Consider the following 26,020-nt stretch of genomic DNA (forward strand, 5'->3'; position numbering starts at 1 on the left):
TGCACCATCGCGCCGACTCGGCGTACGGCGTGCACCATCGCGCCGACTCGGGGGGCGGCGGGTCAGGCCTGGCGGGACGTCCAGATCGTGGAGGCGTCGCTGAGCACCTGAGCAGCGCGGGCGTCGAACGAGTGGGCGGCGGCGACCCGGTCGGAGATCGCGGCCAGCGCGTCGTCCGACGGCCAGCGCGAGCGGCCCTCGGGCGAGCAGAGGAACGCCAGTTCCTCGGGCGTCCGGTAGACCTGGACGGCGCCCTCGAGCTCCTCGACCCCCGGCACGTCGTCGCAGACCACCCGCGCACCGGCCGCGACGGCGTCGAAGAGCCGGTTGGCCAGGAAGCCGTGGGTGGCCATGTCGCCCCAGTGGTCGGCGAGCACCAGCCCGTGGGTGCGGTAGAGGGTCATCAGCGCGTCGTTGGCGACGTACGACGAGCGCAGGTGACCGTCGGGAAGCACTCCGTCCCAGCCAGGCCCGTGCACCTCGACCGGGACGCCGGTGGCCACGGCGTCGAGCACGATCTGGCGCGGACGGCGGGCGTGGGTGTTGCCGACGAAGAGCGGCCGTGATCCGTCGCCCAGCGGCACGGAGGCAGCGGGACGCAGGGCGAGGTCGGTGGCCTGGAGCAGCGGCCGGACCGGTCGCCCGGTCCGCTCCGACATGAGCGCCGCCCACGAGGCAGATGCGGCATAGACGAGCTCGAAGTCGAGCAGCTCCTCGGCGCTCACGTCGTCGGGGTGACTGATGACCCAGACCGCGTTGACCTTGCCGGGGATGGGTCGGATCGGGTCGAGGCCGCGGATGCCGAGGACGACGTCGTCCATGCGCGTGGCGGCGACGTGGTGGGCACCGTGGCGGAAGAGCACGGGGTCCTGACCGCGGGCGGACAGGGCGCGAGCCATCGACCGGGCGAAGTGCACGTCACCCCACAGGTCGCCCTTCTCGCCACCGGGGGCGGCGATCTTGAGCGCCCACCGCAGGGCGGGTGAGCCGTCGGGCAGCGGAGGAGCGGGCGGGCGCACGATGAGCGGCTTGGGGCGGGGGAGCGGCACGTCCTCGCCGCCGACGTGCGCGATCGCGAAGCCGGCCTCGGTCCAGCGCTGCCGGTCCGCCAGCGGCAGCCGACCGCGCCAGCGGCCCAGGAGGTGCACCCGGTTCTCCATGACCTGCGTCATGCGACCGGCGGTCTTGCCCTCGTGGTGCGTGACGCGGGAGGCCGTCTCGACCACGAAGTGGCCCTCGCGCAGCTCGCCCGCCCGCAGGCACAGGTCGACGTCCTCGGCGCCGTTGACGAAGATCGTGTCGAAGCCGCGCAGCCGGGCCACGTCGCTCGCCCGCATCAGCAGCGCGGCCGCCGTGACGGCGGTGAAGCGGGGATCGCTGATCTTCGCTGCGTCCTCCATCGGGTGCCCGACGAGGTAGTGGCACGGGATGGCGTGGTCGACCGGGAAGACGGTGCCCGCGGTCTGGATCGTGTCGTCGGGGTAGAGCAGCAGGGGCTGCACGCCGAGCACGCGCTCGTCGGCGAGGTGCGCGACCAGCGGCTCCCACCAGCCGGGGCGCGGCTCGGTGTCGTTGTTGAGGAAGAGCACGTGCTCACCGGTCGAGCGTGCGAAGCCGACGTTGCAGCCGATCGCGAAGTTGAGGTTGCGGGGGAGTCGCACGAGCCGCAGGCGCGGGTCGCCGAGCAGCCCGGCGCCCAGGGTCATCGCCACGTCGGAGCGCGAGCCGTTGTCGACCACGACCACCTCGACGTCCACCCCGGGGGTGTTGCGCAGCACGGTCTCGACGGCGCGCAGGGTCATCGCGGAGTCGTTCCACGTGGGGATGAGCACCGACACCCGACCGGCCACGCGGGCAGGCACGTCGCGCTCCGTCGCGGTCCAGTCGACCCAGTGCTGCCCGAGCACGACGTACTGCCACGCGTCGGACTCGCTCGTCGTGATCCGGTCGCTCACCTCGCGCGAGTCGTCGTAGTCGACCGCGAGGAACGGCAGCAGCTCCAGCTCCACCTGCTCGGCCAGCTTGAGCGCGAAGTCATGGTCGACCCAGCGCCGCAGCGCGACGTCGAAGCCGCCCACCTCCAGCGCCAGGTCCCGCTCGACCACGAGCACGTTGAGGTCCACGTGGTTGACGACCATCAGCGCGTCACGCGAGCCGCGGAAGGCGCGGTGCACCACCCGCTCGGGGTCGTCGGCGTCGCGCAGCACCATGCCGGCGTACGCCGCCCGCAGGCCCTGCCCGTGCATCGTCCCCACCGCGAGGCGCAGGAAGTCGGGGCGCCACGTGTTGTCGCTGTCCAGGAAGGCGACGTACGGCGAGCGGGCGGCGGCGAGCGCGGTGTTGCGGGCCGCGCAGACACCGCCCCACTCCTGCTGGACCACCCGGATGCGGGGGTCGCGGGCGGCCCACGTCTCCAGCACCGCGACCGTGTCGTCGGTGGAGCCGTCGTCGACGACGACCAGCTCCCAGCGCTGCAGGGTCTGCGCCGCCAGCGAGGCGAGCGCGACCTCGACAACGCCGGCGCGGTTGCGCACCGGCATCACGACGCTCACGAGCGGTCCGTCGCCGTCGGGGAGGGGTGCGTCCTGCCAGCGGGCGCGCCACGCCGTCTCGGCGTCGGCGTCCCAGGTCTCGGTGGTGCGAGGACCCCGCAGCTCCTGCTGGGCCCGCACCAGCCGTACGTGCTCCAGCAGGAGCCCGCGCGCGACGCTCCACGTCAGGCCGCGGCCACCCGGCAGCTCCGTGTCGGGACCGGCGGTCGACAGGAAGAGCCCGAGGGTGCCGCCGGGGTGCGCCGCCTTCTGCTCGGCGGTTCCGGGCACGGCCGACGCGTCGAAGAGCGGGCTCAACCGGTCGGTGCTGCCGGCGCGGGTGAGGTAGCGCAGCAGCGGCACGAACGTGCCCTCCTCGAGCTTGGCGCGCAACCACGGGGGGAGCGAGCCGAGGTCGAGAAGGGGGTGGGGTGACCAGGCGCCGGCAGCGCTCACGCACGCCCGCGCGGCCGCGAGGTCGGAGTCGAACGCGACCCCGGCCTGCGCCGAGCAGAAGTCGCGGTCCACGATCCCGGCCTCGACGAGGCGCTGGGCCGGAGCGGCCGGAGCGGCCGGAGCGGCCGGGCCGGCTGATGCCGCCACGGGCTCCTCGGTCGCGGACGGAGCCGGGTCGGGCTGCCTCCTGGAGAACTTCACGCCGACACCCTAGGGCGCTGCGACGAGGCGCAGGCGTGCCCGTCCCGCCCGCACCTCAATCGGGACACGCCCGGTCCGTAACACGGAAGTTACGCACGCCCGGGACTCGTTTCATCACCGCAACAAAGGCGCGCGGACCGTGAAACCTCCGGCCGTGAAGGTTCAGGGCAATGAGGCGGGGACCTCGCCACGACAACGCAGTCGTGTGCCGGCCACGCCCCCGGACAGTGATTCCCCTGGAGGTTCTGTGGACGGCTATTACGCCTTCATGCTGGTGGCGACGGCCCTGGTCCTGATGATGACGGTGCCCGCCCTGGCGCTGTTCTACGGCGGCATGTCTCGCTCTAAGTCAGTGCTCAACATGATGATGATGTCCTACGTCGCTGCGGCGATCGTCGGCATCCTCTACGTCGCGGTCGGTTGGTCGATGGGCTTCGGTGGCGAGGGCACGTTCTTCGCCGACCCGACCACGCTGATCTGGCTCAAGGACGTCCCGACGGACAGCTACATCTTCGTGATGTTCCAGATGACCTTCGCGATCATCACCGCCGCCCTCATCAGCGGTGCGGTGGCCGACCGGATGAAGTTCTCCGCCTGGATCCTCTTCGTCCCGCTGTGGGCGGTCCTGTGCTACTTCCCGATGGCCCACATGGTCTTCAGCTGCACCGACGACTCGCTCATCTGCGGCCGCATCGGTGCGCAGGACTACGCCGGCGGCACGGCCGTCCACATCAACGCCGGTGTCGCGGCCCTCGTGCTCGTGATCCTCCTGGGCAAGCGCATGGGCTGGCCGAAGGACCAGATGCGTCCGCACAACCTGACGCTCACCATGCTCGGCGCCGGCCTCCTGTGGTTCGGCTGGTACGGCTTCAACGTCGGCTCGATCGTCTTCACCGGTGACACCGACGAGGCCAACATGGCGCAGTTCTTCTCCGAGACGGGTCGCACCTTCACCACCACCACCTTGGCCACGATGGCCGCCATCCTCGGCTGGCTCCTCATCGAGAAGCTGATGCACGGCAAGGCCACCTCGCTGGGTGCGGCCTCCGGCATCGTCGCGGGCCTCGTCGCCATCACGCCGGCCACCGGTGCGGTCGACATCGAGGGCGCGGTCGCGATCGGCTTCATCGCCGGTGCCGTCTGCGCCTGGGCCGTCAGCCTCAAGTACAAGCTCGGCTACGACGACTCGCTCGACGTCGTCGGCGTCCACCTGGTCGGCGGCATCATCGGCACCCTGCTGATCGGTGTCTTCTCGACGTCCGACGGCGCGGGTGGCATCGACGGCCTCCTCTACGGCGGCGGTGCCGGCTCCCTGGGTGACCAGGCGCTCGGTGTCCTCGTCGCGGTCGCCTACTCCGGCGTGGTCACCGCGATCATCGCCCTGGCCATCAAGTACACGCTCGGCCTCCGGATCACCGAGGAGGACGAGGCCGAGGGCATCGACCTCACCGAGCACGGTGAGTCGGCCTACGACCTGCACACCAGCATGAGCGGCGGTGGCGGCAAGACCGGCGTCCTCGCGGCCAGCATGGCTCCCTCGGAAGGACACAAGGCATGAAGCTCGTGACCGCGGTCATCAAGCCGCACAAGTGGGAAGACGTCCGCGAGGCGCTCGAGACCTTCGGGGTGACCGGCATGACGGTCTCCGAGGTCAGCGGCTACGGCCGCCAGAAGGGTCACACCGAGGTCTACCGCGGTGCTGAGTACGACATCGCGCTCGTGCCCAAGATCCGCATCGAGATCGTCGTGGACGACGACGACGCCGCCGACATCGTCGGCATCGTCGTCAAGACCGCCCAGACCGGGCGCATCGGGGACGGCAAGGTGTGGGTCAGCCCCATCGAGACCGTGATCCGCGTCCGCACCGGCGACAAGGACGAAGCCGCTCTCTGAGCGGTCCGCTCGACCCGCAGCACCGCAGGGTGGACGACCCGGCTGTCGTGAGACAGCCGGGTCGTTTACATGTCTGAAACAAATCGCTTGGAGGGTGGTCGTCCGTGACAGCACCTTCACTCCTCGACCTCGCGCCCCTGGTGGCGGATCCGGCCGGGCTCGACTCCGGCGACACGGCCTGGCTGCTCGCGGCCAGCGCGCTGGTCCTGCTCATGGCCCCGGGCCTCGCGCTCTTCTACGGCGGCATGGTCCGCTCCAAGAGCGTCCTCAACATGATGATGATGACCTTCGGCTCGCTGGCCGTCATCACCATCCTCTGGGTCCTCGTCGGCTACTCCATCGCCTTCGGTGACGACCTCGGGCTCGGCCTGGTGGGTGACCCCACGCAGTACGCCGGCCTCTCGCAGCTGATGTCCGAGGACAGCAACGGCGACTCCGGGGTCCCGTTGATCCTCTTCGCCGTCTTCCAGGGCCTCTTCTGCGTCATCACCGGGGCCCTCGTCTCCGGGGCGATCGCCGACCGCGCGCGCTTCGGAGCGTGGATGGCCTTCGTCGCGGTCTGGACGCTCGTCGTCTACGCGCCGATCGCCCACTGGATCTTCGACTTCTCCGCCGGTGACCACGTGGGGGGCTGGATGGCCAACAACCTCGGGGTCATCGACTTCGCAGGCGGCACCGCCGTGGAGATCACCTCCGGCGCCTCGGGGCTCGCGCTCGCCCTGGTGCTGGGTCGACGGATCGGCTTCGGCAAGGACCCGATGCGGCCGCACAACCTCACCCTGGTCATGCTCGGCGCCGGCCTGCTGTGGTTCGGCTGGTTCGGCTTCAACGCCGGCTCCGCGCTCGGGGCCAACCAGACGGCCGCGGTCGTCTTCACCACCACGCTCCTCGCCGGCGCGGCCGGCGCGCTGGGCTGGCTCGGGGTCGAGCGGCTGCGCGACGGCCACGCGACCTCTCTCGGCGCGGCCTCAGGCCTGGTTTCCGGGCTCGTCGCGATCACGCCGTCCTGTGCGTCGGTCTCACCGGTCGGCGCGATCGTGATGGGCGCGGTCGCCGGGGTCGTCTGTGCCCTGGCGGTCGGCCTGAAGTACCGCTTCGGCTACGACGACTCGCTCGACGTCGTCGGCGTCCACCTGGTCGGCGGGCTGGTCGGCACGTTCGGCATCGGGCTGCTTGCCACGGCGGCCGCGCCGACCGGGGTGGACGGGCTGTTCTACGGCGGCGGTCTCGACCAGCTGGGCAGGCAGTTGCTGGGCGGCGGCGCGGTGTTCGCCTACGCCTTCGTGGTCTCGGGCATCATCGGACTCGTCGTCGACAAGGCCATGGGATTCCGCATCGACGAGGAGCACGAGCTCAGCGGCATCGACCTCGTGGTCCACGCCGAGACCGCCTACGACCTGCACGCCACCGCCGGTGCCCGCTCGGGCTCGGGAGTCCTGGGCGGTTCCACCGCCTCGAAGGAGGAAGAACGATGAAGCTCGTCACCGCCGTCATCAAGCCGCACAAGTGGGAGGACGTCCGCGTCGCCCTGGAGTCGGTCGGGGTCACCGGCATGACCGTCAGCGAGGTCAGCGGCTACGGCCGGCAGAAGGGTCACACCGAGGTCTACCGCGGTGCTGAGTACGACATCGCGCTCGTGCCGAAGATCCGGCTCGAGGTCGTCGTCAGCGACGAGGACGTCGAGGCGATCGTCGGCGCGATCCAGACCAGCGCCAGCACCGGCCGCATCGGCGACGGCAAGGTGTGGGTCGCGCCCCTCGACTCCGTCCTGCGCGTGCGCACCGGCGACCGGGACGACGCGGCGATCTGAGCCGATGACGGCACCCGAACGGGCCGCCCGCACCGCGGAGGCCGACGCCCTGTGCGCCCGGGCCTACGCCGCCTGCGGTGGTCCAGACGTCGGTGCCGCCCTGGTGGCGGTGGGGGGCTACGGCCGCAGCGAGCTGGCCCCCCACTCCGACCTCGACGTCGTCCTGGTCTCCGACGAGGGCGTCGACCTGGGGGAGCTGGCCCACAAGATCTGGTATCCCCTGTGGGACTCCGGCTCCAAGATCGACCACTCCGTGCGCACGCTGCCGGAGATGCTGACCGCAGCCGAGGCCGACCTGCGCGTCGCCTCCGGGCTGCTCGACCTGCGCCACCTCGCGGGCGACCCCAACCTCACCCTGCGACTACGCACGACGATGCTCGCCAACTGGCGCAAGGGCGCCAAGGAGCGCCTCCCGGCCCTGCGCGAGATGGTCCGCTCCCGCCACGACCTGATCGGTGAGCTGGCGCACCTGTCGGTGCCGGACCTCAAGGAGTCCGAGGGCGGGCTGCGCGATGCCACGGTCCTGCGGGGCATGGTGGCGACCTGGCTGGTCGACGTGCCCCACGCCGACCTCGAGCGCTGCCGCCTCGCGCTGCTCGACGTGCGCGACGTCGTGCACGGCACGGCCGGGCGGGCGACCGAGCGGATCACTCCCGAGATGTGGGCCGACCTGGCGCAGGGCCTCGGCCTGCCCGACGAGCGCGCCGCCCAGGTGCACGTGCGTGAGCTCGGTCGCCGGCTCACCCACCTCTCACGCCTCGCCTGGCGTCGCGTCGACGCCGTGCTCGCGCGTCCCGCGGCCGTCGGGGCGCGCCGCCCCTCGCTGGAGCCCGTGGCTGCCGGCGTCGCCCTCTCCTCGGGCGAGATCGTGCTGGACAAGAAGGCGCGCCCGGCCGACGACCCCGTCCTGCTCCTGCGCGCTGCCGTGGCGGCCGCCGAGCGCGACGCGGTGCTGGCGCCGGCGACGGCGGCGCGACTGGTGCGGGAGTGCTCGCCGTTGCCGGACCCTTGGCCGGCCGAGGCACGCCAGCTCCTGGTGCGGCTCCTGGCCTCCGGGCGCAGCCTGCTGGGCGTGTGGGAGACGCTCGAGGAGACCGGTGCCCTGAGCGGCTTCCTGCCCGAGTGGGAGCGGGTGCGCCTGCTCCCGCACGCGTCGGTCATCCACCGCTTCACCGTCGACCGCCACGTCATCGAGACCGCGATCGAGGCATCGTCGCTGATCCGGGGCGTGGCGCGACCCGACGTGCTGATGGTCAGCGCGCTGCTCCACGACATCGGCAAGGGCGGGCTGACCGAGCACAGCGTGGCGGGGGAGCCGATCGCACGCGCCATCGCGACCCGGATGGGCTTCGCGCCCGAGTGCGTCGAGCTGATCGCGCTGCTCGTCCGCTGGCACCTGCTCCTCGCCGAGACCGCGACGACACGCGACCCCGACGACCCTGCGACCGTCGAGCTGGTGACGTCGCGGCTGAGGACGGTCGAGGCGGTCTCCCTGCTGGGCGCCCTCACCGAGGCCGACGCCAAGGCCACCTCGCCCAAGGCCTGGTCCTCGTGGCGCTCCGGCCTCATCCTCGACCTGGCCCGGCGCGCGCACGCCGCCCTCGGCACCGGCGCGGCCCTGCCGCCGATCCAGAGCGACGACGTCCCGATCCCGGGCGACCTGCGCGCCGACAGCGTCCACATCTCCGTCGAGCCGGTCGAGCACGGCTCGCGCGTGACCACGATCGCCGTCGACCGCGTGGGACTGCTCGCCGACTTCGCTGCGATGTTCGCCCTTCAGCGCACCGCGGTGCGAGCCGCGCGCGTCTGGGCGCAGGGTGACTACGGCGTGTCGGTCTGGGAGGTCGCCGCCGAGGACCTGGACCCCGCGATCCTGCGACAGAAGTACGACGCGATCGTCGACGGCCGGCTCGACGCGTCGCACCGGCTGCGCCCCGCGGCAGGCGCCGAGCTCGCGCCCACGGTCGTCGTACGACCCGAGGCCAGCGACCTGGCCACCGTCCTCGAGGTGCGCACCGCCGACCGGCCGGGAGTCGTCTACCTCGTCTGCGCGGCCCTGGCCCGGCTCGACGTGGCGGTCCGCTCGGCGCACCTCGACACCCTCGGGCCGCAGGCGGTGGACGTGTTCTACCTCCAGGAGCCCTCGGCCGGGGTGCTCTCGGAGACGCGGGCCGCCGAGGCGGCGCACGCCGTGCGCGAGGCGCTGACGGGCCCAGCCGCGACCGCGTGACCAGCCGGCCGAGGCCCCGGCGTTAGGCTGGTGCCCGCCACCAGACCCATCGAATCGCCTGCCCTAGGACGTCACTTCCGTGTTTGCCACCCTTTCCGACCGGCTCGCCGACACCTTCAAGAACCTGCGCGGCAAGGGCCGGCTCTCCGAAGCCGACATCGACGCCACCGCGCGCGAGATCCGCATCGCGCTGCTCGAGGCCGACGTGGCGCTGCCCGTCGTCAAGGAGTTCGTCGGCGCGGTCAAGGACCGGGCACGTGGCGAGGAGGTCAGCGGGGCGCTCAACCCGGCCCAGCAGATCATCAAGATCGTCAACGAGGAGCTCGTCTCCATCCTCGGCGGCGAGACGCGCCGGCTGCGCTACGCCAAGTCCGGCCCGACCGTCATCATGCTCGCCGGCCTCCAGGGCGCCGGCAAGACGACCCTGGCGGCCAAGCTCGCGCTGTGGCTCAAGGAGCAGGGCAAGTCCCCGGTCCTCGTGGCGTGCGACCTCCAGCGTCCCAACGCGGTCAAGCAGCTCCAGGTCAACGGCGAGCGTGTCGGCGTCCCCGTCTTCGCCCCCGAGGCCGGCAACGGCGTCGGCGACCCGGTCTCCGTCGCCCGGGCGTCGATCGAGGAGGCCAAGCGCAAGCTCTACGACGTCGTGATCGTCGACACCGCCGGTCGTCTCGGCGTGGACGCCGAGCTGATGCAGCAGGCCTCCGACATCCGTGACGCGGTCAACCCCGACGAGGTGCTCTTCGTCGTCGACGCGATGATCGGTCAGGACGCCGTCGTCACGGCCCAGGCCTTCCTCGACGGCGTCGGCTACGACGGCGTCGTGCTCACCAAGCTCGACGGTGACGCCCGCGGTGGTGCGGCCCTGTCGATCGCCTCGATCACCGGTCGCCCGGTCATGTTCGCCTCCAACGGCGAGAAGCTGACCGACTTCGACCTCTTCCACCCCGACCGCATGGCGTCGCGCATCCTCGACATGGGCGACATGATGACCCTGATCGAGCAGGCCGAGAAGACCTTCGACCAGGAGCAGGCCATGAAGGCGGCCGCCAAGCTCAGCGGCCAGGGCGGCGAGTTCACCCTCGACGACTTCCTCGAGCAGATGCAGCAGGTCCGCAAGCTCGGCTCGATGTCCAAGATCATGGGGATGCTGCCCGGGATGGGCCAGTTCCGTGAGCAGCTGGAGAACTTCGACGAGCGTGAGATCGACCGGATCCAGGCGATCATCCAGTCGATGACGCCGGCCGAGCGCGCCAACCCCAAGATGATCGACGGCTCGCGCCGCGCCCGCATCGCCAAGGGCTCGGGACGCATGGTCTCCGACGTCAACCAGCTCGTCGACCGGTTCTTCGAGGCCCGCAAGATGATGATGCAGATGGCGCGTGGCGGCGGGATGCCCGGCATGCCGGGCATGCCCGGGATGCCCGGTGCCGGCAAGCGCGGCAAGCCGAAGGCCGTGGCCAAGAAGGGCAAGGGCGCCAAGAAGTCCGGCAACCCGGCCAAGGCCGCCCAGGAGGCTGCCGCAGCCAAGGAGAAGGCCGCCGCTGCCGCCGCCAACCCCTTCGGCACGCCCAAGGAAGACATCGACTACGAGGCGGCCGCCGCCAACCTCAACCTGCCCAAGGACTTCTCGAAGTTCCTGAAATAGGCTGCCGGACGCACAGCGGGGAGTCGGATCAGACATGGGCACGGTCCTCGTCGTCGACGGCGCCAACGTGGTCGGCGCCCGGCCCGACGGCTGGTGGAAGGACCGCGCGGGTGCGGCGACGCGGCTGCACCTGCAGCTGATGGTGGCCGACGTGCCGCAGGACCGGGTCGTGCTGGTGCTGGAGGGCGCGGCCAAAGGCGGGGTGCGCCCCGGCAAGGACGCGCACGTGCGCACCGTGCACGCCAAGGGCAACGGCGACGACACGATCGTGGCGGAGGCCAAGGCGGCCTCCGAGGCCGGACACCGGGTCTTCGTGGTGACCGCCGACCGGATCCTGATGGGTCGTGTCGAGCGGTGGGGCGCGATGATCATGACCCCGACGTGGCTCCTGGACCACCTGGACTGACTCCTCCCGGGCGCGACGCGAGCGAGCAGATAGCGTCGCCCCATGAGTGCTCCGACAGCCCTGCGCTTCCGTGGTCCCGTCCTGCCCGACGGCGAGGCGCGTGACCTCTACGTCGTCGAGGGGCGGGTCACCTACGAGCCGGTCGCCGGCGCCGAGACCGAGGCCGAGGGCTGGATCGTCCCGGGCCTGGTCGACGCCCACTGCCACCTCGGGCTCGACGACCACGGTGCCGTCGACGACGAGGCGACCGAGGGGCAGGCCATCCTCGACCGCGACGCCGGCGCGCTGCTGATCCGCGACTGCGGCTCCGCGGCCGAGACCGCGTGGATCCACGAGCGCGACGACCTGCCGCGGCTGGTCCGGGCCGGTCGCCACATCGCCCGCACACGTCGCTACATCCGCCACTACGCGCACGAGGTGGAGCCCGAGGACCTCACCGCGCACGTCGTACGAGAGGCGCAGCGTGGTGACGGCTGGGTCAAGCTCGTCGGCGACTGGATCTCGCGCGATGAGGGCGACCTGGCGCCGTCGTTCCCGGCCGCGGCCTTCGCCGAGGCGATCGCGGCGGCGCACGAGCACGGCGCGAAGGTGACGGCCCACTGCTTCGGTCGCGACGTCCTGCCGGGGCTGCTCGAGGCCGGCATCGACTGCATCGAGCACGGCACCGGGCTCAGCGTCGACCTGGTCGAGACGATGGCCGAGCGCGGCGTCGCGCTGGTGCCGACCGTGATGCAGCTGGACAAGTTCCCCGACTACGCCGAGGCAGGGGCGGAGAAGTTCCCCGACTACGCCGCGACCATGACCGACCTCTTCGCGCGTCGTCGCGACACGATCATGGCGGCCTACGAGGCCGGCGTCAGCCTCTACGCCGGGTCCGACGGCGGCGGTGTCGCTCGCCACGGCAACCTGGCCGGGGAGGTCATCGCGATGGCCGGGCTCGGCCTGCCGGCGTCGTACGCCCTCGGCGCCGCCTCCTGGCGAGGACGTGAGTGGCTGGGCTTCGACAACCTCGTCGAGGGCGCCTCGGCCGACTTCGTGGTCTACGACCGCGACCCGCTCGGCGACCTCACCGCGCTGCTCGAGCCGCGGTGCGTGGTCCTGCGGGGTCGGGTCGTCGCCTGACCCCGGCGTAGGGCTTATGCCTCGCGGCGCGGGCGACCGGTGGCGAAGAGCACGCCGGTGACGATCAGGACCACCAGGCCGAGCCCGCCGAGGACGAGCGGGACCAGGATGGTGGCGAAGATGCCGCCGACGAAGCTGCCGATGGCCGGCGCCGGTCCGACCTCGACCTCGCCGAGGGCGGCGGGGCAGGTGACCTCGAGTCGCCCGGAGCCGGCGTCGTAGCGGGCGACGCCCTCCCACTCGCGTCCGTCGAGGCTGCGGGTGAACGAGCCGCCGGGGGAGCGACCACGCACCTCCGACCCCGTCGAGGTGTCGACCACCACGCAGTCGAGGTCGGGAGCGCTCGGGTCGGCCCACAGCAGCACGTCCGACTCGGTGTCGACGACGACGCTCTGGGGCGTGTCGTCGGCGGTGATGCGGGCGTCGACGTCCATGAAGCCCGTCAGCGTCCACACGAGCAGCCCGATGAACGCCACGATCGCGCCCACGACCATCGCGCCCCCGAGCGCGAACCACCACCCGCTCGGCCGGCGGCGTCGCGGCGGAGGCGGGGGAGCGACGTAGGGCTGCTGACCGCCATAGGGTGGTTGCGGGGGCTGGGTCATCCACCCACCCTGCCCGATTTATCAGACCTCGCGCGACTCTGGCACAATCACCGGCTGAGTCCTGCGCGGGCGGACCCTCTCACCCGGCCGTCGCAGAGCCCATCGAAGGACCGGCCCGCGTGTTCCCCACCCGGACCCCGATTCCTTCACCCACCACTGAACTCAAGGAGACACCACAACCGTGGCCGTCAAGATCCGTTTGAAGCGCCTGGGCAAGGTCCGGGTGCCGCAGTACCGCATCGTCATCGTCGACTCGCGCAAGAAGCGCGACGGCAAGGTCATCGAGGAGATCGGCAAGTACCACCCCAAGGAGGACCCGAGCTACATCAGCGTCGTGTCCGACCGGGCGGTCTACTGGCTCGGAGTCGGCGCGCAGCCGACCGAGGCCGTCGCCAAGATCCTCAAGATCACCGGCGACTGGCAGAAGCACAAGGGCATCGACGGCACCGAGGGCACCCTCAAGGTCGCCGAGCCCAAGCGCGACAAGCAGGAGATCTTCAACGAGGCTCTCAAGGAAGCGGCGAGCGAGCCCAAGGGCGACGCCGTGACCAAGAAGACCGAGAAGAAGAAGGCCGCCAAGGCCGAGGAGCCCGAGGCTGCTGCCGAGGCCCCCGCTGCTGAGGCTCCCGCCGAGGAGGCCCCCGCGGCCCCCGCCGACGAGACCCCGGAGGTGGCGGCTGAGGCCGAGGCCACCGAGGGCGACGAGTCGAAGGCCTGAGCCCGATGCTCGCCGATGCTCTCGAGCACCTCGTCCGTGGTGTCGTCGACAACCCCGATGACGTCGTCGTTCGAGACAAGCAGCTGCGCCGCGGCTCGATCCTCGAGGTCCGGGTCCACCCCGACGACCTCGGCAAGGTGATCGGTCGCGGCGGCCGCACGGCGTCCGCGTTCCGCACCGTGATCGGTGCGCTCGCGGGCAAGAACGGCGCCCGCATCGACTTCGTCGACGTGGACCGCCGCCGCTGACGGCGACGCACACAGCACCACGCTCCACGGACCGGGCGTCCTCCTGCGGGAGGGCGCCCGGTCTGCTTTTCCTCCCCACGGTCCGCTGGCCCTACCCTGAGGCCGTGCAGCAGATCGAGCTCGTGGTCGGACGGATCGGCAAGCCCCACGGCATCCGCGGCGAGGTCACCCTCGACCTGCGCAGCGACGAGCCGGACCGGCGCTTCGCCCCGGGCGCCGTCCTCGACGTGCAGCCCCCGAAGGGCTCGGCCTTCCCGCACCGCACGCTGACCGTCACCCGGGCCCGGTGGCACCAGCAGACGCTGCTGGTGACCTTCGAGGAGCTGGCCGACCGCACGGCCGCCGAGACCGCCCGGGGTGTCCTGCTGCGCGCCAACGTCGACGCCGACGAGACGCCCGAGGACCCCGACGAGTACTACGACCACCAGCTGATCGGTCTCACCGCCTTCGACCTCGAGGGGCGCGAGCTCGGGACGGTCAGCGCCGTCGCCCACGGCGGTGCCCAGGACCTGCTGACCGTGCGCACCCCCGACGGCCGCGACGGGCTGGTGCCCTTCGTGAAGGCGCTGGTGCCCGAGGTCGACGTCGCCGGCGGGCGCATCGTGGTCGCCGACCGGCCGGGACTGGTGACCCCCCTCGAGGACGACGAGTCGTGAGGCTCGACTACCTCACGATCTTCCCCGACTACTTCGCCCCGCTGGCGCTCTCGCTGCCCGGCAAGGCCCGCGACAAGGGCTTGATCGACGTCCACGTCCACGACCTGCGCTCCTGGGCCACCGACCGCCACCACACCGTCGACGACACGCCCTACGGCGGCGGCGCCGGCATGGTGATGAAGCCCGAGCCCTGGGGCGTCGCCTTCGACGAGCTCGACCTCGACGGTGCCACGATCGTGTTCACCACGCCGTCGGGAGAGCCGTTCAGCCAGGCGCTGGCCCGCGACCTCGCGACGCGCGAGCGGCTGGTCTTCGCGTGCGGTCGCTACGAAGGCATCGACCAGCGGGTGCTCGAGCACGCGGCGGCCCGCGCCGAGGTGCGTGAGGTCTCCATCGGCGACTACGTGCTCAACGGGGGAGAGGTCGCCGCGCTGGCGATCACCGAGGCCGTCGTCCGCCTTCTGCCCGGCTTCATGGGCAACGCCGAGTCCCTCGTCGAGGAGTCGCACGAGGACGGCCTGCTGGAGTACCCCGTCTTCACCAAGCCCGCGAGCTGGCGCGGCCTGGACGTGCCCGACGTGCTCCTCTCGGGTGACCACGCGCGCATCGCCCGCTGGCGCCACGACCAGGCCGAGCGTCGTACGACGGAGCGCCGGCCGGACCTGCTCCGACCCGACGCGGTGGCCGGCGACGGCGGGTGGGAGGTCGTGCCCGCGACGCGCGGCGACGCGGGGGAGCTGCTCACCCTGCAGCGCGCCTGTTGGCTGCAGGAGGCGATCGCCAACGACAGCGTCGCCGGGATCCCGGCCCTGCACGAGTCCCTCGACGACGTGGTGGCCGGACTCGCGGACTGGACCACCGTGGTCGTGCGCTCCCACGGTCGGCTGGTGGGTGCTGCGCGCGGGCGGCTCGACGGGGCGGTGTGGGACATCGGGCGGATCATGGTCGCCCCCGACCTCCAGGGTCGCGGGCTCGGGCGGCACCTGCTGGAGCACGTGCAGGCGATCGCGCCGAGCGCCGCGACGTCGTACGCGCTGTTCACGGGGGAGCGCAGCGTCGACAACCTGCGGATGTACAAGAAGGCCGGCTTCCGGCTGCGTCCCGACCTGCCGTCCCCGCCCCTCGCGGTGGTGCTGACCAAGCCGAGACGCTGATTTCGGCCGGGACCCGGCGGTGTGGCAAACTCGACCCCCGGTCCAGTCGGCCGAAGGTCCGCTCCGAAGCACACCCGGAGGGTCTGCGTCAGGTTCCTGCCACAGGGGGAGCCTCGCGCCGCCGGCCACACGTCTGGTCCACACCGCAGAACCCATCCGATACCGCGCCTGACCTGTGGCACTCGCGAGGAGAAATCATGACCAACCTCATTGCCGAGCTCGGCAACGCCGCCAAGCGCGACGACGTCCCGGCCTTCCGCGCCGGTGACACCATCAAGGTCCACGTGAAGGTCGTCGAGGGCAACCGTGCCCGCGTCCAGATCTTCCAGGGTGTCGTCATCCGCATCCACGGCGCCGGCATCGGCCGCACCTTCACCGTCCGCAAGGTCTCCTTCGGCGTCGGCGTCGAGCGCACCTTCCCGCTGCACTCCCCGATCTTCGAGATGGTCGAGGTCGTCACCCGCGGTGACGTGCGTCGCGCCAAGCTCTACTACCTGCGCAACCTGCGCGGCAAGGCTGCCAAGATCAAGGAGCGTCGCGAGTTCTGAGCCTCCGGCTCTTCTCGAACGACGCTTGCCTAGACTCTGCGCGTGACCCCCGACTCCCGCGGCAACGAGCCCGTCGACCCCTCTCCGGAGGGTGATTCCGACCCGGCCGCCGCTGACGAGTCAGGGGTCGCGCGCACTGTCGTCTCCGAGCCCACCGAGGCAGCCGGCGATGGCAAGAAGCCGAAGCGCAAGCGCAAGAACCTGCCGATCTGGCAGGAGACGATCCTGCTGCTCGGCGTCGCCCTGGTGCTCGCGATCCTCATCAAGGCGCTGTTCGTCCAGGCCTTCTACATCCCGTCGGAGTCCATGGAGCCGGGCCTGGTCAAGAACGACCGGATCCTGGTGCAGAAGCCGTCCTACTGGTTCGGCGGCTCGCCCTCGCGCGGCGACGTCGTCGTCTTCGAGGACCCGGGTGGCTGGCTCGGCGCCGCCGAGGACACCGGCCCCACCAACGCCTTCACGAGCGCGCTGGCCAAGATCGGGCTCTACCCGACCGGCGGCCACCTGGTGAAGCGCGTCATCGGGGTCGAGGGCGACGTCATCGAGTGCTGCGACGAGGAGGGGCGGATCCTGGTCAACGGCGAGCCGCTCGAGGAGGACGACTACGTCCCCGCCGAGGTCGGCATCAAGTGCAAGGGCCCGATGACGGGCAACTGCGACTGGACCGCCGGCCCCGTGCCCGAGGGCCACATCTTCGTGATGGGCGACAACCGCGCCCACTCGGCCGACTCGACCGTGCACCTGTGCACCGAGGCGGAGACCGACTGCACCGACAGTCCCTACGTGTCCACCGACCTCGTGGTCGGCAAGGTCTTCGTGCTGGTCTGGCCGCGCGACCGCTTCGACTGGCTCGACCGGCCCGAGACGTTCGCGGACGTGCCCGAGCCCGCTGCAGCCCCCGCCGCAGACTGAGCGCTCGTGAGTGACCTGCCCCGAGGTCTCACCGTGCGTCGCGACGCCGGGCTCTACGGCTACGAGCGCGCGCTGCGCCGCCACGGCATCGAGCCGATCGCGGGGGTCGACGAGGCCGGGCGGGGTGCCTGTGCGGGCCCTCTGGTCGCGGGAGCCGCGATCCTGCCTCCCGGCAAGGCGGGGATCATCCCGGGGCTGGCCGACTCCAAGCTGCTCACCGAGAAGGCCCGGGAGCGCTGCTACGAGCAGATCGTCCGGCGCGCCTCGTCGTGGGCGGTGGTCGTCGTGGAGCACGACGAGTGCGATCGGCTCGGGATGCACGTCGCCAACATCGAGGCGCTGCGGCGAGCCGTCGCGCTGCTCGACGTGCCGCCGGCCTACGTCCTGACCGACGGCTTCCCCGTCGACGGGCTCGGGGTCCCCGGGCTCGCGGTCTGGAAGGGTGACCGGGTCGCCGCGTGCATCGCGGCCGCCTCGGTCCTCGCCAAGGTGACCCGTGACCGCCTGATGACGGACCTCGACGGCGAGTGGCCGGCGTACGACTTCAAGACGCACAAGGGCTACATCACCGAGACGCACACCGCGGCGCTGACCGAGCACGGCCCGTCGCCGGTGCACCGCATGCGCTTCGTCAACGTACGACGTGCGGCCGGGTTGTCAGAGCCGTTGCGGTAGCCCGAAGACCGTCTGCACACCCGAGGAGAACAGCACCGAGTCGGGCGCGCGGTCGGTGACCCCCGGGAGACCGGCGGCTGTCACCAGCTGGTCGTCCACGCGCAGGGCCCGGGCATGGCGCAGCGGCCACGGGGCGTGGGTGTTGGGGATCCACCAGCTGCGGCCGAAGCGACGCGTGTGCAGCCCGAAGCGCGCGGTGAGGAACAGCTCGAGCCCGGCCGGCTCGTCCAAGGGGGCACCGACCTCGACCTCGAGGTGGCTGTGCGGGCGCGCCAGGCTGCGACGACGGCTGTCGTAGGTCATCCGGAGCCCCTCGGGGTCCGCCGGCATGGCCGGGGGACTGCACGACATCCGCGCCCACTGGTAGGGCACCCCGAAGGAGGCGTTGGCCCCCGCGACCACGGCCAGCCGCTCGGCCTCCAGCGACGCGAAGACCACGCCACGGCGGCCGGCGTCGTCGATCGTGTAGTAGCGCACGTTGGTCTCGAGGAACGTCCCGAGCCAGGGCACGGCCGGCCCGTGGCCGACCCCGGCACCGACCATGCGGAACGGGATGAGCCCGACCCAGCCGCTGCCGTCGTACAGGTCGGGGCGGACGCCGTCGGGCAGCTGGGGCGCCAGGAGGTCGGGGTCGACGCGCCAGTGCAGGAAGCTGATGTCGCGCCACCACTGACTCATGATCTGCCGTGACGGCAGTGGCGGCCCCTGGCCCACGATCGGTCGGGGTGTCCCTCGTGCCGCGCCGCCTTCAGTGACCCTCACACGTCTACGATGCCAGTGCCGTGGGAACGCCCGTCCGGCACCGACGCCCCGACGACCCGCAGGAGACCTGATGAGCGCCGAGGAGCTCGAGAAGTACGAGACCGAGCAGGAGCTCACCCTCTACCGCGAGTACCGCGACGTCGTCGGCATCTTCAAGTACGTCGTCGAGACCGACCGTCGCTTCTACCTGTGCAACCAGGTCGACGTGAAGGCCCGCACCGAGGCCGGCGACGTCTTCTTCGAGGTGTCGATGAGCGACGCCTGGGTCTGGGACATGTACCGCCCTGCGCGCTTCGCCAAGAACGTCAAGGTCCTGACCTTCAAGGACGTCAACGTCGAGGAGCTCAACCAGTCCGAGATCGACCCTCCGAAGCCCTGACCTGGGCAGATACCTCCCGGGGCATCCACCTGCCGAGATCGGGAAATCCTGGAACCCTGGGTAGGTCCACCCCCTGACGCTCTACCCTGATCTGGGGAAGGCATGGGGTCCTCCCCGTTGTCCTCGCGGGGGGTGGGAGACATGGTCGGTCGAGGGATGCGCCTGCGGCGCCGCTCCGACGACGGCGCCTCAGCCGTCGAGTTCGCCCTCGTCGTTCCCCTCCTGCTGCTCCTGCTCTTCGGCATCATCAGCTACGGCGTGATGCTCAGCTTCCGCCAGACGCTCAGCCAGGCGGCCGCCGAGGGCGCTCGAGCGGCGGCCGTGACGTTCGTCGAGACCGACAAGCAGGATGCCGGCTACGACGCCATCGACGGTGCGCTCGACAGCTTCGGCGCCACCTGTGTCGGTGGCTCACTGCGCAAGGGGGCAGTCACGGTCGGCACGTGCACGGTCACGGCTCCCGGTCCCTGCACCCCTGCCGCCACCGGCGTCGAGTGCGTGACGGTGACGCTCTCCTACGACTACCGCGACCACCCGATCGTCCCGTCGTTCCCCGGCGTGGGCTACGTGATGCCGTCGGTGCTCACGTACTCGGCGCAGGCGAGGGTCAGTTGACCAGGAGCCGCGACGAGCGTGGCGCCGTCGCGGTCATCGTCGGCGTGATCTCGATGGTCCTCGTCGTGATCGCAGCCTTCGCGGTCGACCTGGGCATGCAGCGAGTGGCGCGGCGGGACATGCAGTCCCTGGCCGACGTGGTCGCCCTCGACCTGGTGCGTGAGCTGGACGGCCAGCGGACGATCGCTGACCTCACCCCGCTGATGCCGGGCCTGGCGCAAGCCAGCCTGGTGCGCAACAAGCTCTGCGGCCCGGCGAGCAACCGCCAGGTGTGCAACGTCGGTGACGTCCCACAGCTCAGCGTCGAGCTCGGCACCCTCAGCCCTGCCGGAGCCTTCACCGCCTCTGTCGCGCCCGCGGTGGTGCCGACCGCGCTGCGCGTCACCGCGGCCACCAGTGTGGGCTTCGCGTTCGTCCCCGGCAGCGGGGGCGCGGTCCGCACCGCTGTGGCCAACACCGACTCGGGCGCCTGCTTCAAGCTCGGCGCCGTGGGCGTCGGGCTCGACACCAAGCGCTCGCTGCTGCTCAACGCGATCCTCGGGGAGGCGCTCGGGACCCCCGTCAGCTTGACGTTGGCCGGCTACCAAGGCCTGGCGAACGCTTCACTGTCGTTGCTCGACCTCGTGGGTGTCCCGTCCCTCGGCGCCGGCACGGTCGACGAGCTCCTGTCCACCGACGTGAACCTCGCAGACTTCTACGACGCTGCCGCCGTGGTGCTGACCAACCAGGGCGACACGGCCCAGGCCGACCTGTTCGAGGCGTTCGCCCTCGCCGTGGGGCCCGTGGCCGAGGTCGACCTCGGCGACCTGGTCAACCTCGACCAGGGCAACGGCGCAGCCGCTGCTGCGTCGTTCAACGCCCTCGACCTGCTCTACGGCTCCGCCACGGTGTCCGACGGCCAGTCGTTCGTCGAGGTGCCGACGCTCGGGATCTCGCTTCCGTTGGTCTCGCTCACCGGCAGCGTGCGTGTGGGGCAGGCCGCGCAGGCCGGGTGCGGGCGGGTGCAGTCGGCCACCGCGACGACCCAGCAGGTGTCGACCGACCTCGACGGGACGATCGCCTCCCTCCCCGGCGTCTCCGGTGTCGGGCTCACGGTCAGCTCCACGAGCGTCACGATCACCGACCTCAAGGTGACCGCCGCCAGCGCCACGGGGGTGCTGACGGCCGCGGACTGCGGCACTCCTGACGTCGCGGACCCCGACTCCATGTCGGTCCTGGCGACGCCCGGGCTGGTCACCATCACCGGCAGCCTGTCCATCCGGCTGGGTGCCCAGATGCAGCTGCCGCTCGGGCTCCTGGGGGGACTGGTGCTGGTGGGGCTCGACATCCGGATCCCGGCGACGCTCAACGCGACCTCGTCCGCCGCGGGGACGACCGTCGCCATGGAGTTCCCGACGCTGCCCTCCTACGCGACCGCCCATCCTGCAGGCTCGGCCGGCGTGGGCCTGGCGCCCGGCGCGGTCTCCCTGAGCCCGGGGGGCACGACGGTCACCGCCACCCTGCTCGGGATCCCCTTGCCCCTGGGTGGCTCGCTCGCGACCGTCGTCAACGCAGCGATGACGATCACCTCGTCCCTCACGACGCAGCTCAACTCCGCCCTGGTCCTGCCTCTGATCGACGCGTTGGGGGTCAGGCTCGGCAGCGCCGACGTCTTCGGGCTCCCGCGCCCGCTCTGCGCCGAGCCGGCCCTGCGCGGCTGATCCACGCTCCACCGATCGGCCATTTCTCCTAGTCATCCCTGCTCAACCTCCACAGGAGTGCGGGCCAGGGGGGCTGGTCGGACCTACCGTGGGAAGCGGGGTAGATCGTGGGGGCCACCTAAGGGAGAGCAAGGACGTGTCGGAGCCGATGTCTCGACGTCGCGACCCTCGCCGCGAGCGCGGTGCCGCAGCCCTCGAGTTCGCCCTGGTAGCGCCGCTGCTCATGCTGCTGCTGATGGGCATCATCACCTACGGCTACATGCTGAGCTTCCGGCAGTCGCTGAGCCAGGCGGCCGCGGAGGGTGCCCGGGCCGCCGCCGTCGCTCCGATCTCCGCCAACCGTCAGGCCCTGGCCACATCGGCGGTGGGGGCCGCCGTCGGCGTGAGCTGCGGGACCACCTACCTGACCTGCACTGTGACCTTCCCCACGACGTGCACCTGCGTCTCGGTGACGGTGACGCACCGCTACAAGGCCGACCCGAGCAAGCCCGTCTTCCTGGGGCTGGGTCTCGTGATGCCGGAGACCATCAGCTACACGGCCGTCTCCGAGGTCAGCTGATGCGTCGGCGTGACGAGCAGGGAGGAGTGGCGGTCCTGACCGCCGCGGCCGTCGCGGTGCTCGTCGCCGTTGCTGCCTTCGCCGTCGACCTGGGCATGCAGCGCGTCGTACGCAGCGACATGCAGGCGCTTGCCGACGTCGTCGCGCTCGACGCCGCCCGCCTCCTCGACGGCCGGAAGGCCGGTGAGATCCGGGCGGGATCCCTCACGGAGCCGTCGCTCCAGGCGACCGTGGCCGCCAGCGTGGCCCGCAACTCGACCTCGTTGGGCAGCGTCACGTCCGTGACAGCCACGTTGGTCTACGTCGTCACTGGGACCAACGGGGAGCAGGTTCCCAGGAAGCTGCCGTCAGGTGCCGTGGAGGAGGTGGCTGACGGGGGCATCCCGGACGGTGTCCTCATCGATGCGCAGGGCTCCGTGGACTTCGCTTTCGCCCCGGGGTCCGGGGCCGCGAGCCGCAGTGCCGTGGCAGAGGCGTCGTCCACCGCGTGCTACCGCTTGGGGTCCTACGTCGCTGCCGTCCGGTCCGGTGACTCCGCGGTCCTGAGCCAGCTCAACGACTTCCTCGACCTCAACCTGAGCGTGTTGAGCTATCAGCAGATCGCGGCAGCCGACCTGACCCTGGCGCAGCTCGCTGCCGATCCCCGGATCGGCAGCGCCGACCAGCTCCTGACCGGCTCCGTCGGCTATGCCAACCTGGTCAACGCGACGATCGATGCCCTGAAGAAGGAACCCGGCGGCAACACGGCGGCTGTGCAGGCGCTCTCGTCCTTCCTTGCCCTCGCATCCGCCACCCCCATCGTCCGTGTGGGCGACGCACTCAGCATCTCGCCGACGGACGCTGCCGCCCTGAAGACCAACTTCAGCGTGCTCGACATCCTGGCCGGGACCCTGATGGTGGCCAACGGGGAGCACGCGATCGAGATCCCCAACATCCAAGCCGGTGTGCCAGGGGTAGGGGACGTCGACGGCTACCTCTACGTGCAGCAGGGGCCGCAGCTCGCGTGCGGTGCGCCCGGCAGCGCCACCTCCGTCGCCGAGACGAGCCAGGTCCGGACCGACGCGACGGTCAAGTTCCTGAACACCCCGAGCATCAACATCACCACGGCGTTGCTCGACGGGACGCTCCAGACGGCCAAGGCGGAGGGCGGCATCACGGTCAGCCTGGGCAACGCCACGGGCCGCCTGAGCGCCACGCCGAAGGTGCACTGCGGTGCCGGCACCCTTGCGGACCCCCACACGTTCAGCGTCGACGTCACGTCGGGAGCCGTGGACTACTCCCTCCGCGCGACCATCGAGCTCTCCGGGAAGCTCAAGATCGGCATCCTGAGCAACGTGAACATCACTGCCAAGGCGGACATCACGATGGCGGCGCCGACGGGTGCCCCGGCCAGCACTGCCAACTTGAAGATGCCTCCCAACGACACGGTGCCCGTCGAGACGGGCGGCGATCCCAACCTCCTGACCAGCGCCGTGCCCACCGTGACAGTCAAGGACCTCGTGTTCTCGGTCAGCGCCCTCGACCTGCTGACCCTGGGGCTCTCCCTCACCTCGCTCACGTCCACCATCACCCAGGCGCTCCAGGCCGCGGTGGCAGGTCCGGACGGATTCGTCGAGAAGACCCTTCGTCCCTTCGCCTACAACCTCGACAACATGCTCGTGAACCCGGTCGCCACGCTCTTCGGGATCCGCGTCGGGGGTGCCGACGTCTACGCCGTGCAGGCGGTGTGCAACGTGCCCGTGCTGCGCCACTGAGGGACCGGGGTCGTCCTTTCGGTCATTTCTCCTAGTCATCTCGAGCGGCTGCGAGTGGTTCGGTCGACCGGCGGACACTAGGGCGTTCTAGCATCCCCGCAGGGGGACCATCGGGGGTCCTCGGAAGGGCAGGGCTGCGCGCGTGGGACGTCGTACTCGGAGATGTTCTGGACGCGGAGAGCAGGGAGCGGCGGCCGTCGAGTTCGCCCTCCTGCTCCCGCTCCTGCTCCTGCTGGTCTTCGGGATCATCCAGTACGGGCTGTACTTCTGGGCCGTTCAGGGCGGCAGCGACATCGCACGCTCGGCCGCTCGTCGGGCTGCCGTGGGGGACCCGGCCACCTGCGTGACCTTCCAGAGCGCCGTACGCCGCGACATCGACTCGCTCACGGGCACCGGAGCGGGCGCGACCGTGCGCCGGACCTATCCCACGGCCACCGCCTCCGGGGTGCAGGTCGGCGACACCGTCACGGTCGAGGTCAGCTTCGACAGCTTCGACCTGCAGCTTCCCTTCCTGCCCTTCGTGGACGACGGGCGCGTGACGACGACCGTGGAGACTCGGGTGGACTTCGTGCCCCAGCAGCCGCAGGCCTGCCTGTGAGGCACAGCCGCGACGACCGCGGTGCGATGGCCATCATGATCGCGATCTTCGTGGTCGTCATGTTCACCTGCGCCGCCCTGACGGTCGACCTCGGCAACGCATGGGCTCGCAAGCGCGCCGTGCAGCGCCAGGTCGACATCAGCGCCCTGGCGGCCGGGCACCTGCTGCCGATGACCGACACCAACAGGAGCACCATCCTCGCGGAGGTCGCGTCCTACCTCGAGGAGAACGTCGTCGTCGGGCAGGACCCGGTGACAGCCGGCGCGCTCGCCAACGGGGCGACGGCCGACGGGGAGGTGATCTTCCAGGACAGCCGGGGGCTCGGCTGCCTGGTCGACTGCGCCCAGATGACGGTGGTCGCGCCCGAGGCGGACGTCGCCTTCGGGCTGGCCGGCATCATCGGAGCGACCGGCACCAGCGTCCAACGATCGGCCTCGGTCCGAGTCGTCTCGGCGCTGCCCCCGGCGTCGAAGATGATCCCGTTCTGGTTGCCCAACGGCTGCGGCTACGGCTCGGCGCTTGCCGACACCAGCGGAGGCAGCACGACGTCCGCGCCGGCACCCTCGCCCACCCCGACCGCGTCATCGACCCCGACGACCAGCCCCAGCTCGACGTCGACCCCGACGGCCACGGCGTCCGCGGCGCCGGTCGGGGCTGCTCCCGACATCGAGGTCGGCGGCCACACCCTCACCGGCGCCAGCCCGATCGCCGCGGCCAGCGGGTCGTCCTTCGAGATCTCGGGCTACCAGATCTCCAACATCCCGAACAACACCGACCGAGCCTCGATCCGCCTGTACTCGCCGGACCGCAGTCGCTACATCGACTACGCGGCCCAGAGTCCGGGCCGGGGTGCGCTGCAGGTGCCGCCGTTCACCGTCGGCACCGAGGTCACGGCCGCAGCGGGGGACTGGACGGCCTACGCGCTGCTCGCCGACAAGGGCACTGGCGACCTCACGATCTCGAGCACCTCGTTGGTCGTGCAGGTGCAGGCGACACCGTCGCCCTCTTCGCCGTCGCCGTCGCCGTCGCCGACCGCGACCCAGACCAGCGCGTCAGCGGCGCCGACGAGCGTCCCGGTCGGATGCGTCGGGCAGGCGCGCGGCAACTTCGGCCAGCTGGACTCTCCGCGGCGCGAAGGCTCCTCCACCCAGACCCGCCTGGCCCGCAACATCGCGTCCGGACTCGACCACCAGCTGGTGCCCTTCGCCTTCGCTCCTGGTGACGAGGTCAAGGACTGCGGCCGGACCAGCCAAGGCTTCATCTCCGGGGCACAGCCCGACACCAGCTCGCTCGACGGCCGCAACTGCATCGTCGGGGACACCGGCAACGACGGCCCGGCGATCATGGACGGCTTCGTCCAAGGCGTCGACAGCGTCCGCGGTCGGCTCGACGCGTCGCTGCCCGGTGCGCGCACGACCTGCTCCGGCCGCGCCGACGTCAGCGTCGGCGGTGTCTCCGTCAACAACGACGTGCTGTCCTGCTTCCTGCGCAACGGGGCGACGCTCGACCGGCTGGCCCAGGCGACCGGGGTGGACGCCACGATGCTCGACCCGCGCGTGGTCGACTCCCCGCGCTTCGTGTGGCTTCCGGTCGTCTATGCGACCGACCGCGCCCAGAAGGACTTCCAGCCGATCTACGACTTCGTGCCCGGGTTCGTCACCGACGAGACCCAGTCCGCGGCCGCGAGCCCTGCCAACGGGTTGGAGGTCAACGGCAACTCCGTGAAGACGCTCACGGTCTTCACCTTCAACAAGGCAGCGCTCCCGATCGACGAGCAGGCCGCCACGACCGTGTTCGACCAGAAAGCCCAGCAGAGCATCGTGCGGCTCGTCGACTGACGCAG

General features: G+C 71.2%; 25 protein-coding genes and 1 pseudogene. 23 read left to right on the top strand and 3 right to left on the bottom strand.

Annotated elements, in window-relative coordinates; genetic code table 11:
• Window positions 1-62: 62 nt before the first annotated feature.
• Entirely contained in the window at window positions 63-3,188 is a 3,126-nt protein-coding gene (locus tag AAG827_RS03340) for a glycosyltransferase (RefSeq protein ID WP_341924385.1), read from the bottom strand.
• A gap of 247 nt (window positions 3,189-3,435) precedes the next feature.
• Here AAG827_RS03340 and AAG827_RS03345 point away from each other — a divergent pair, with 247 nt between their 5' ends.
• The 8 genes from AAG827_RS03345 to AAG827_RS03380 all read left to right on the top strand — a co-directional run bounded on the left by AAG827_RS03345 (window position 3,436) and on the right by AAG827_RS03380 (window position 12,294).
• Window positions 3,436-4,746 carry an ammonium transporter gene (locus AAG827_RS03345; RefSeq protein ID WP_341924386.1) on the top strand — a complete coding sequence of 437 codons (1,311 nt, stop codon included), beginning with the start codon at window positions 3,436-3,438 and terminating at the stop codon, window positions 4,744-4,746.
• A complete protein-coding gene (locus tag AAG827_RS03350) occupies window positions 4,743-5,081 on the top strand; it encodes a P-II family nitrogen regulator (RefSeq protein WP_309650419.1) in 339 nt (112 codons plus the stop codon). The genes AAG827_RS03345 and AAG827_RS03350 overlap by 4 nt, the downstream gene beginning before the upstream one ends.
• Before the next feature lie 104 nt (window positions 5,082-5,185).
• Window positions 5,186-6,556 carry an ammonium transporter gene (locus tag AAG827_RS03355; RefSeq protein ID WP_341924387.1) on the top strand — a complete coding sequence of 457 codons (1,371 nt, stop codon included), beginning with the start codon at window positions 5,186-5,188 and terminating at the stop codon, window positions 6,554-6,556.
• Window positions 6,553-6,891: a P-II family nitrogen regulator gene (locus AAG827_RS03360; protein WP_309650421.1), complete on the top strand. Its 339-nt coding sequence runs from the start codon at window positions 6,553-6,555 to the stop codon at window positions 6,889-6,891. Before AAG827_RS03355 ends, AAG827_RS03360 begins: the two co-directional genes overlap by 4 nt.
• 4 nt (window positions 6,892-6,895) lie before the next feature.
• Window positions 6,896-9,121 carry a [protein-PII] uridylyltransferase gene (locus AAG827_RS03365; RefSeq protein WP_341924388.1) on the top strand — a complete coding sequence of 742 codons (2,226 nt, stop codon included), beginning with the start codon at window positions 6,896-6,898 and terminating at the stop codon, window positions 9,119-9,121.
• Window positions 9,122-9,200: 79 nt separating this feature from the next.
• Entirely contained in the window at window positions 9,201-10,766 is a 1,566-nt protein-coding gene (gene ffh / locus AAG827_RS03370) for a signal recognition particle protein (RefSeq protein WP_341924389.1), read from the top strand.
• A 34-nt stretch (window positions 10,767-10,800) separates the two neighbouring features.
• A complete protein-coding gene (locus tag AAG827_RS03375) occupies window positions 10,801-11,172 on the top strand; it encodes an NYN domain-containing protein (RefSeq protein ID WP_341924390.1) in 372 nt (123 codons plus the stop codon).
• Between the two features lie 42 nt (window positions 11,173-11,214).
• Window positions 11,215-12,294, top strand: a complete 1,080-nt coding sequence (locus AAG827_RS03380; protein ID WP_341924391.1) for an amidohydrolase family protein — start codon at window positions 11,215-11,217, stop codon at window positions 12,292-12,294.
• Between the two features lie 14 nt (window positions 12,295-12,308).
• Here AAG827_RS03380 and AAG827_RS03385 read toward each other — a convergent pair whose 3' ends face one another.
• Window positions 12,309-12,899 (bottom strand): hypothetical protein, encoded by a 591-nt coding sequence (locus tag AAG827_RS03385; RefSeq protein WP_341924392.1) that lies wholly within the window; start codon window positions 12,897-12,899, stop codon window positions 12,309-12,311.
• A 181-nt stretch (window positions 12,900-13,080) separates the two neighbouring features.
• Between AAG827_RS03385 and rpsP the strand changes: the two genes are divergently transcribed.
• From rpsP to AAG827_RS03425, 8 genes and pseudogenes are all read left to right on the top strand, one after another.
• Window positions 13,081-13,617 carry a 30S ribosomal protein S16 gene (rpsP, locus tag AAG827_RS03390; protein WP_341924394.1) on the top strand — a complete coding sequence of 179 codons (537 nt, stop codon included), beginning with the start codon at window positions 13,081-13,083 and terminating at the stop codon, window positions 13,615-13,617.
• Window positions 13,618-13,622: 5 nt separating this feature from the next.
• Window positions 13,623-13,865 (top strand): RNA-binding protein, encoded by a 243-nt coding sequence (locus AAG827_RS03395; RefSeq protein ID WP_341924396.1) that lies wholly within the window; start codon window positions 13,623-13,625, stop codon window positions 13,863-13,865.
• Between the two features lie 104 nt (window positions 13,866-13,969).
• Window positions 13,970-14,521, top strand: a complete 552-nt coding sequence (gene rimM / locus AAG827_RS03400) for a ribosome maturation factor RimM (protein WP_341924397.1) — start codon at window positions 13,970-13,972, stop codon at window positions 14,519-14,521.
• A pseudogene (gene trmD, locus AAG827_RS03405) lies at window positions 14,518-15,186 on the top strand (tRNA (guanosine(37)-N1)-methyltransferase TrmD); the annotation flags it as partial. The gene rimM and the pseudogene trmD, both read left to right, overlap by 4 nt.
• Before the next feature lie 168 nt (window positions 15,187-15,354).
• Window positions 15,355-15,675, top strand: coding sequence for a GNAT family N-acetyltransferase (locus tag AAG827_RS03410; RefSeq protein ID WP_341924418.1), 321 nt, complete (start codon window positions 15,355-15,357; stop codon window positions 15,673-15,675).
• Window positions 15,676-15,872: 197 nt separating this feature from the next.
• Window positions 15,873-16,223, top strand: a complete 351-nt coding sequence (gene rplS, locus AAG827_RS03415) for a 50S ribosomal protein L19 (protein ID WP_341924398.1) — start codon at window positions 15,873-15,875, stop codon at window positions 16,221-16,223.
• A 42-nt stretch (window positions 16,224-16,265) separates the two neighbouring features.
• Window positions 16,266-17,135 (top strand): signal peptidase I, encoded by an 870-nt coding sequence (gene lepB, locus AAG827_RS03420; protein ID WP_341924399.1) that lies wholly within the window; start codon window positions 16,266-16,268, stop codon window positions 17,133-17,135.
• A gap of 6 nt (window positions 17,136-17,141) precedes the next feature.
• Window positions 17,142-17,810, top strand: coding sequence for a ribonuclease HII (locus tag AAG827_RS03425; RefSeq protein ID WP_341924400.1), 669 nt, complete (start codon window positions 17,142-17,144; stop codon window positions 17,808-17,810).
• Here AAG827_RS03425 and AAG827_RS03430 read toward each other — a convergent pair.
• A complete protein-coding gene (locus tag AAG827_RS03430; RefSeq protein ID WP_341924402.1) occupies window positions 17,793-18,488 on the bottom strand; it encodes a DUF2071 domain-containing protein in 696 nt (231 codons plus the stop codon). The two genes, AAG827_RS03425 and AAG827_RS03430, sit on opposite strands and share 18 nt — an antisense overlap.
• Window positions 18,489-18,642: 154 nt before the next feature.
• Between AAG827_RS03430 and AAG827_RS03435 the strand changes: the two genes are divergently transcribed.
• The 7 genes from AAG827_RS03435 to AAG827_RS03465 all read left to right on the top strand — a co-directional run bounded on the left by AAG827_RS03435 (window position 18,643) and on the right by AAG827_RS03465 (window position 26,015).
• Window positions 18,643-18,951: a DUF2469 domain-containing protein gene (locus AAG827_RS03435; protein WP_341924403.1), complete on the top strand. Its 309-nt coding sequence runs from the start codon at window positions 18,643-18,645 to the stop codon at window positions 18,949-18,951.
• Between the two features lie 141 nt (window positions 18,952-19,092).
• Window positions 19,093-19,566, top strand: a complete 474-nt coding sequence (locus AAG827_RS03440) for a TadE/TadG family type IV pilus assembly protein (RefSeq protein ID WP_341924404.1) — start codon at window positions 19,093-19,095, stop codon at window positions 19,564-19,566.
• Window positions 19,563-21,266: a pilus assembly protein TadG-related protein gene (locus AAG827_RS03445; RefSeq protein WP_341924405.1), complete on the top strand. Its 1,704-nt coding sequence runs from the start codon at window positions 19,563-19,565 to the stop codon at window positions 21,264-21,266. The genes AAG827_RS03440 and AAG827_RS03445 overlap by 4 nt, the downstream gene beginning before the upstream one ends.
• Before the next feature lie 148 nt (window positions 21,267-21,414).
• Window positions 21,415-21,825: a TadE family protein gene (locus AAG827_RS03450; protein ID WP_341924406.1), complete on the top strand. Its 411-nt coding sequence runs from the start codon at window positions 21,415-21,417 to the stop codon at window positions 21,823-21,825.
• Window positions 21,826-21,851: 26 nt separating this feature from the next.
• Complete coding sequence (locus AAG827_RS03455) at window positions 21,852-23,579, top strand: hypothetical protein (RefSeq protein ID WP_341924407.1); 1,728 nt, start codon at window positions 21,852-21,854, stop codon at window positions 23,577-23,579.
• 142 nt (window positions 23,580-23,721) lie between these two features.
• A complete protein-coding gene (locus AAG827_RS03460) occupies window positions 23,722-24,177 on the top strand; it encodes a TadE/TadG family type IV pilus assembly protein (protein WP_341924408.1) in 456 nt (151 codons plus the stop codon).
• 26 nt (window positions 24,178-24,203) lie between these two features.
• A complete protein-coding gene (locus tag AAG827_RS03465) occupies window positions 24,204-26,015 on the top strand; it encodes a hypothetical protein (protein ID WP_341924409.1) in 1,812 nt (603 codons plus the stop codon).
• Window positions 26,016-26,020 lie beyond the last annotated feature (5 nt).

Origin of the sequence: Nocardioides psychrotolerans (assembly GCF_943371775.1) — a bacterium.
Taxonomy (GTDB): Bacteria; Actinomycetota; Actinomycetes; order Propionibacteriales; family Nocardioidaceae; genus Nocardioides; species Nocardioides psychrotolerans_A.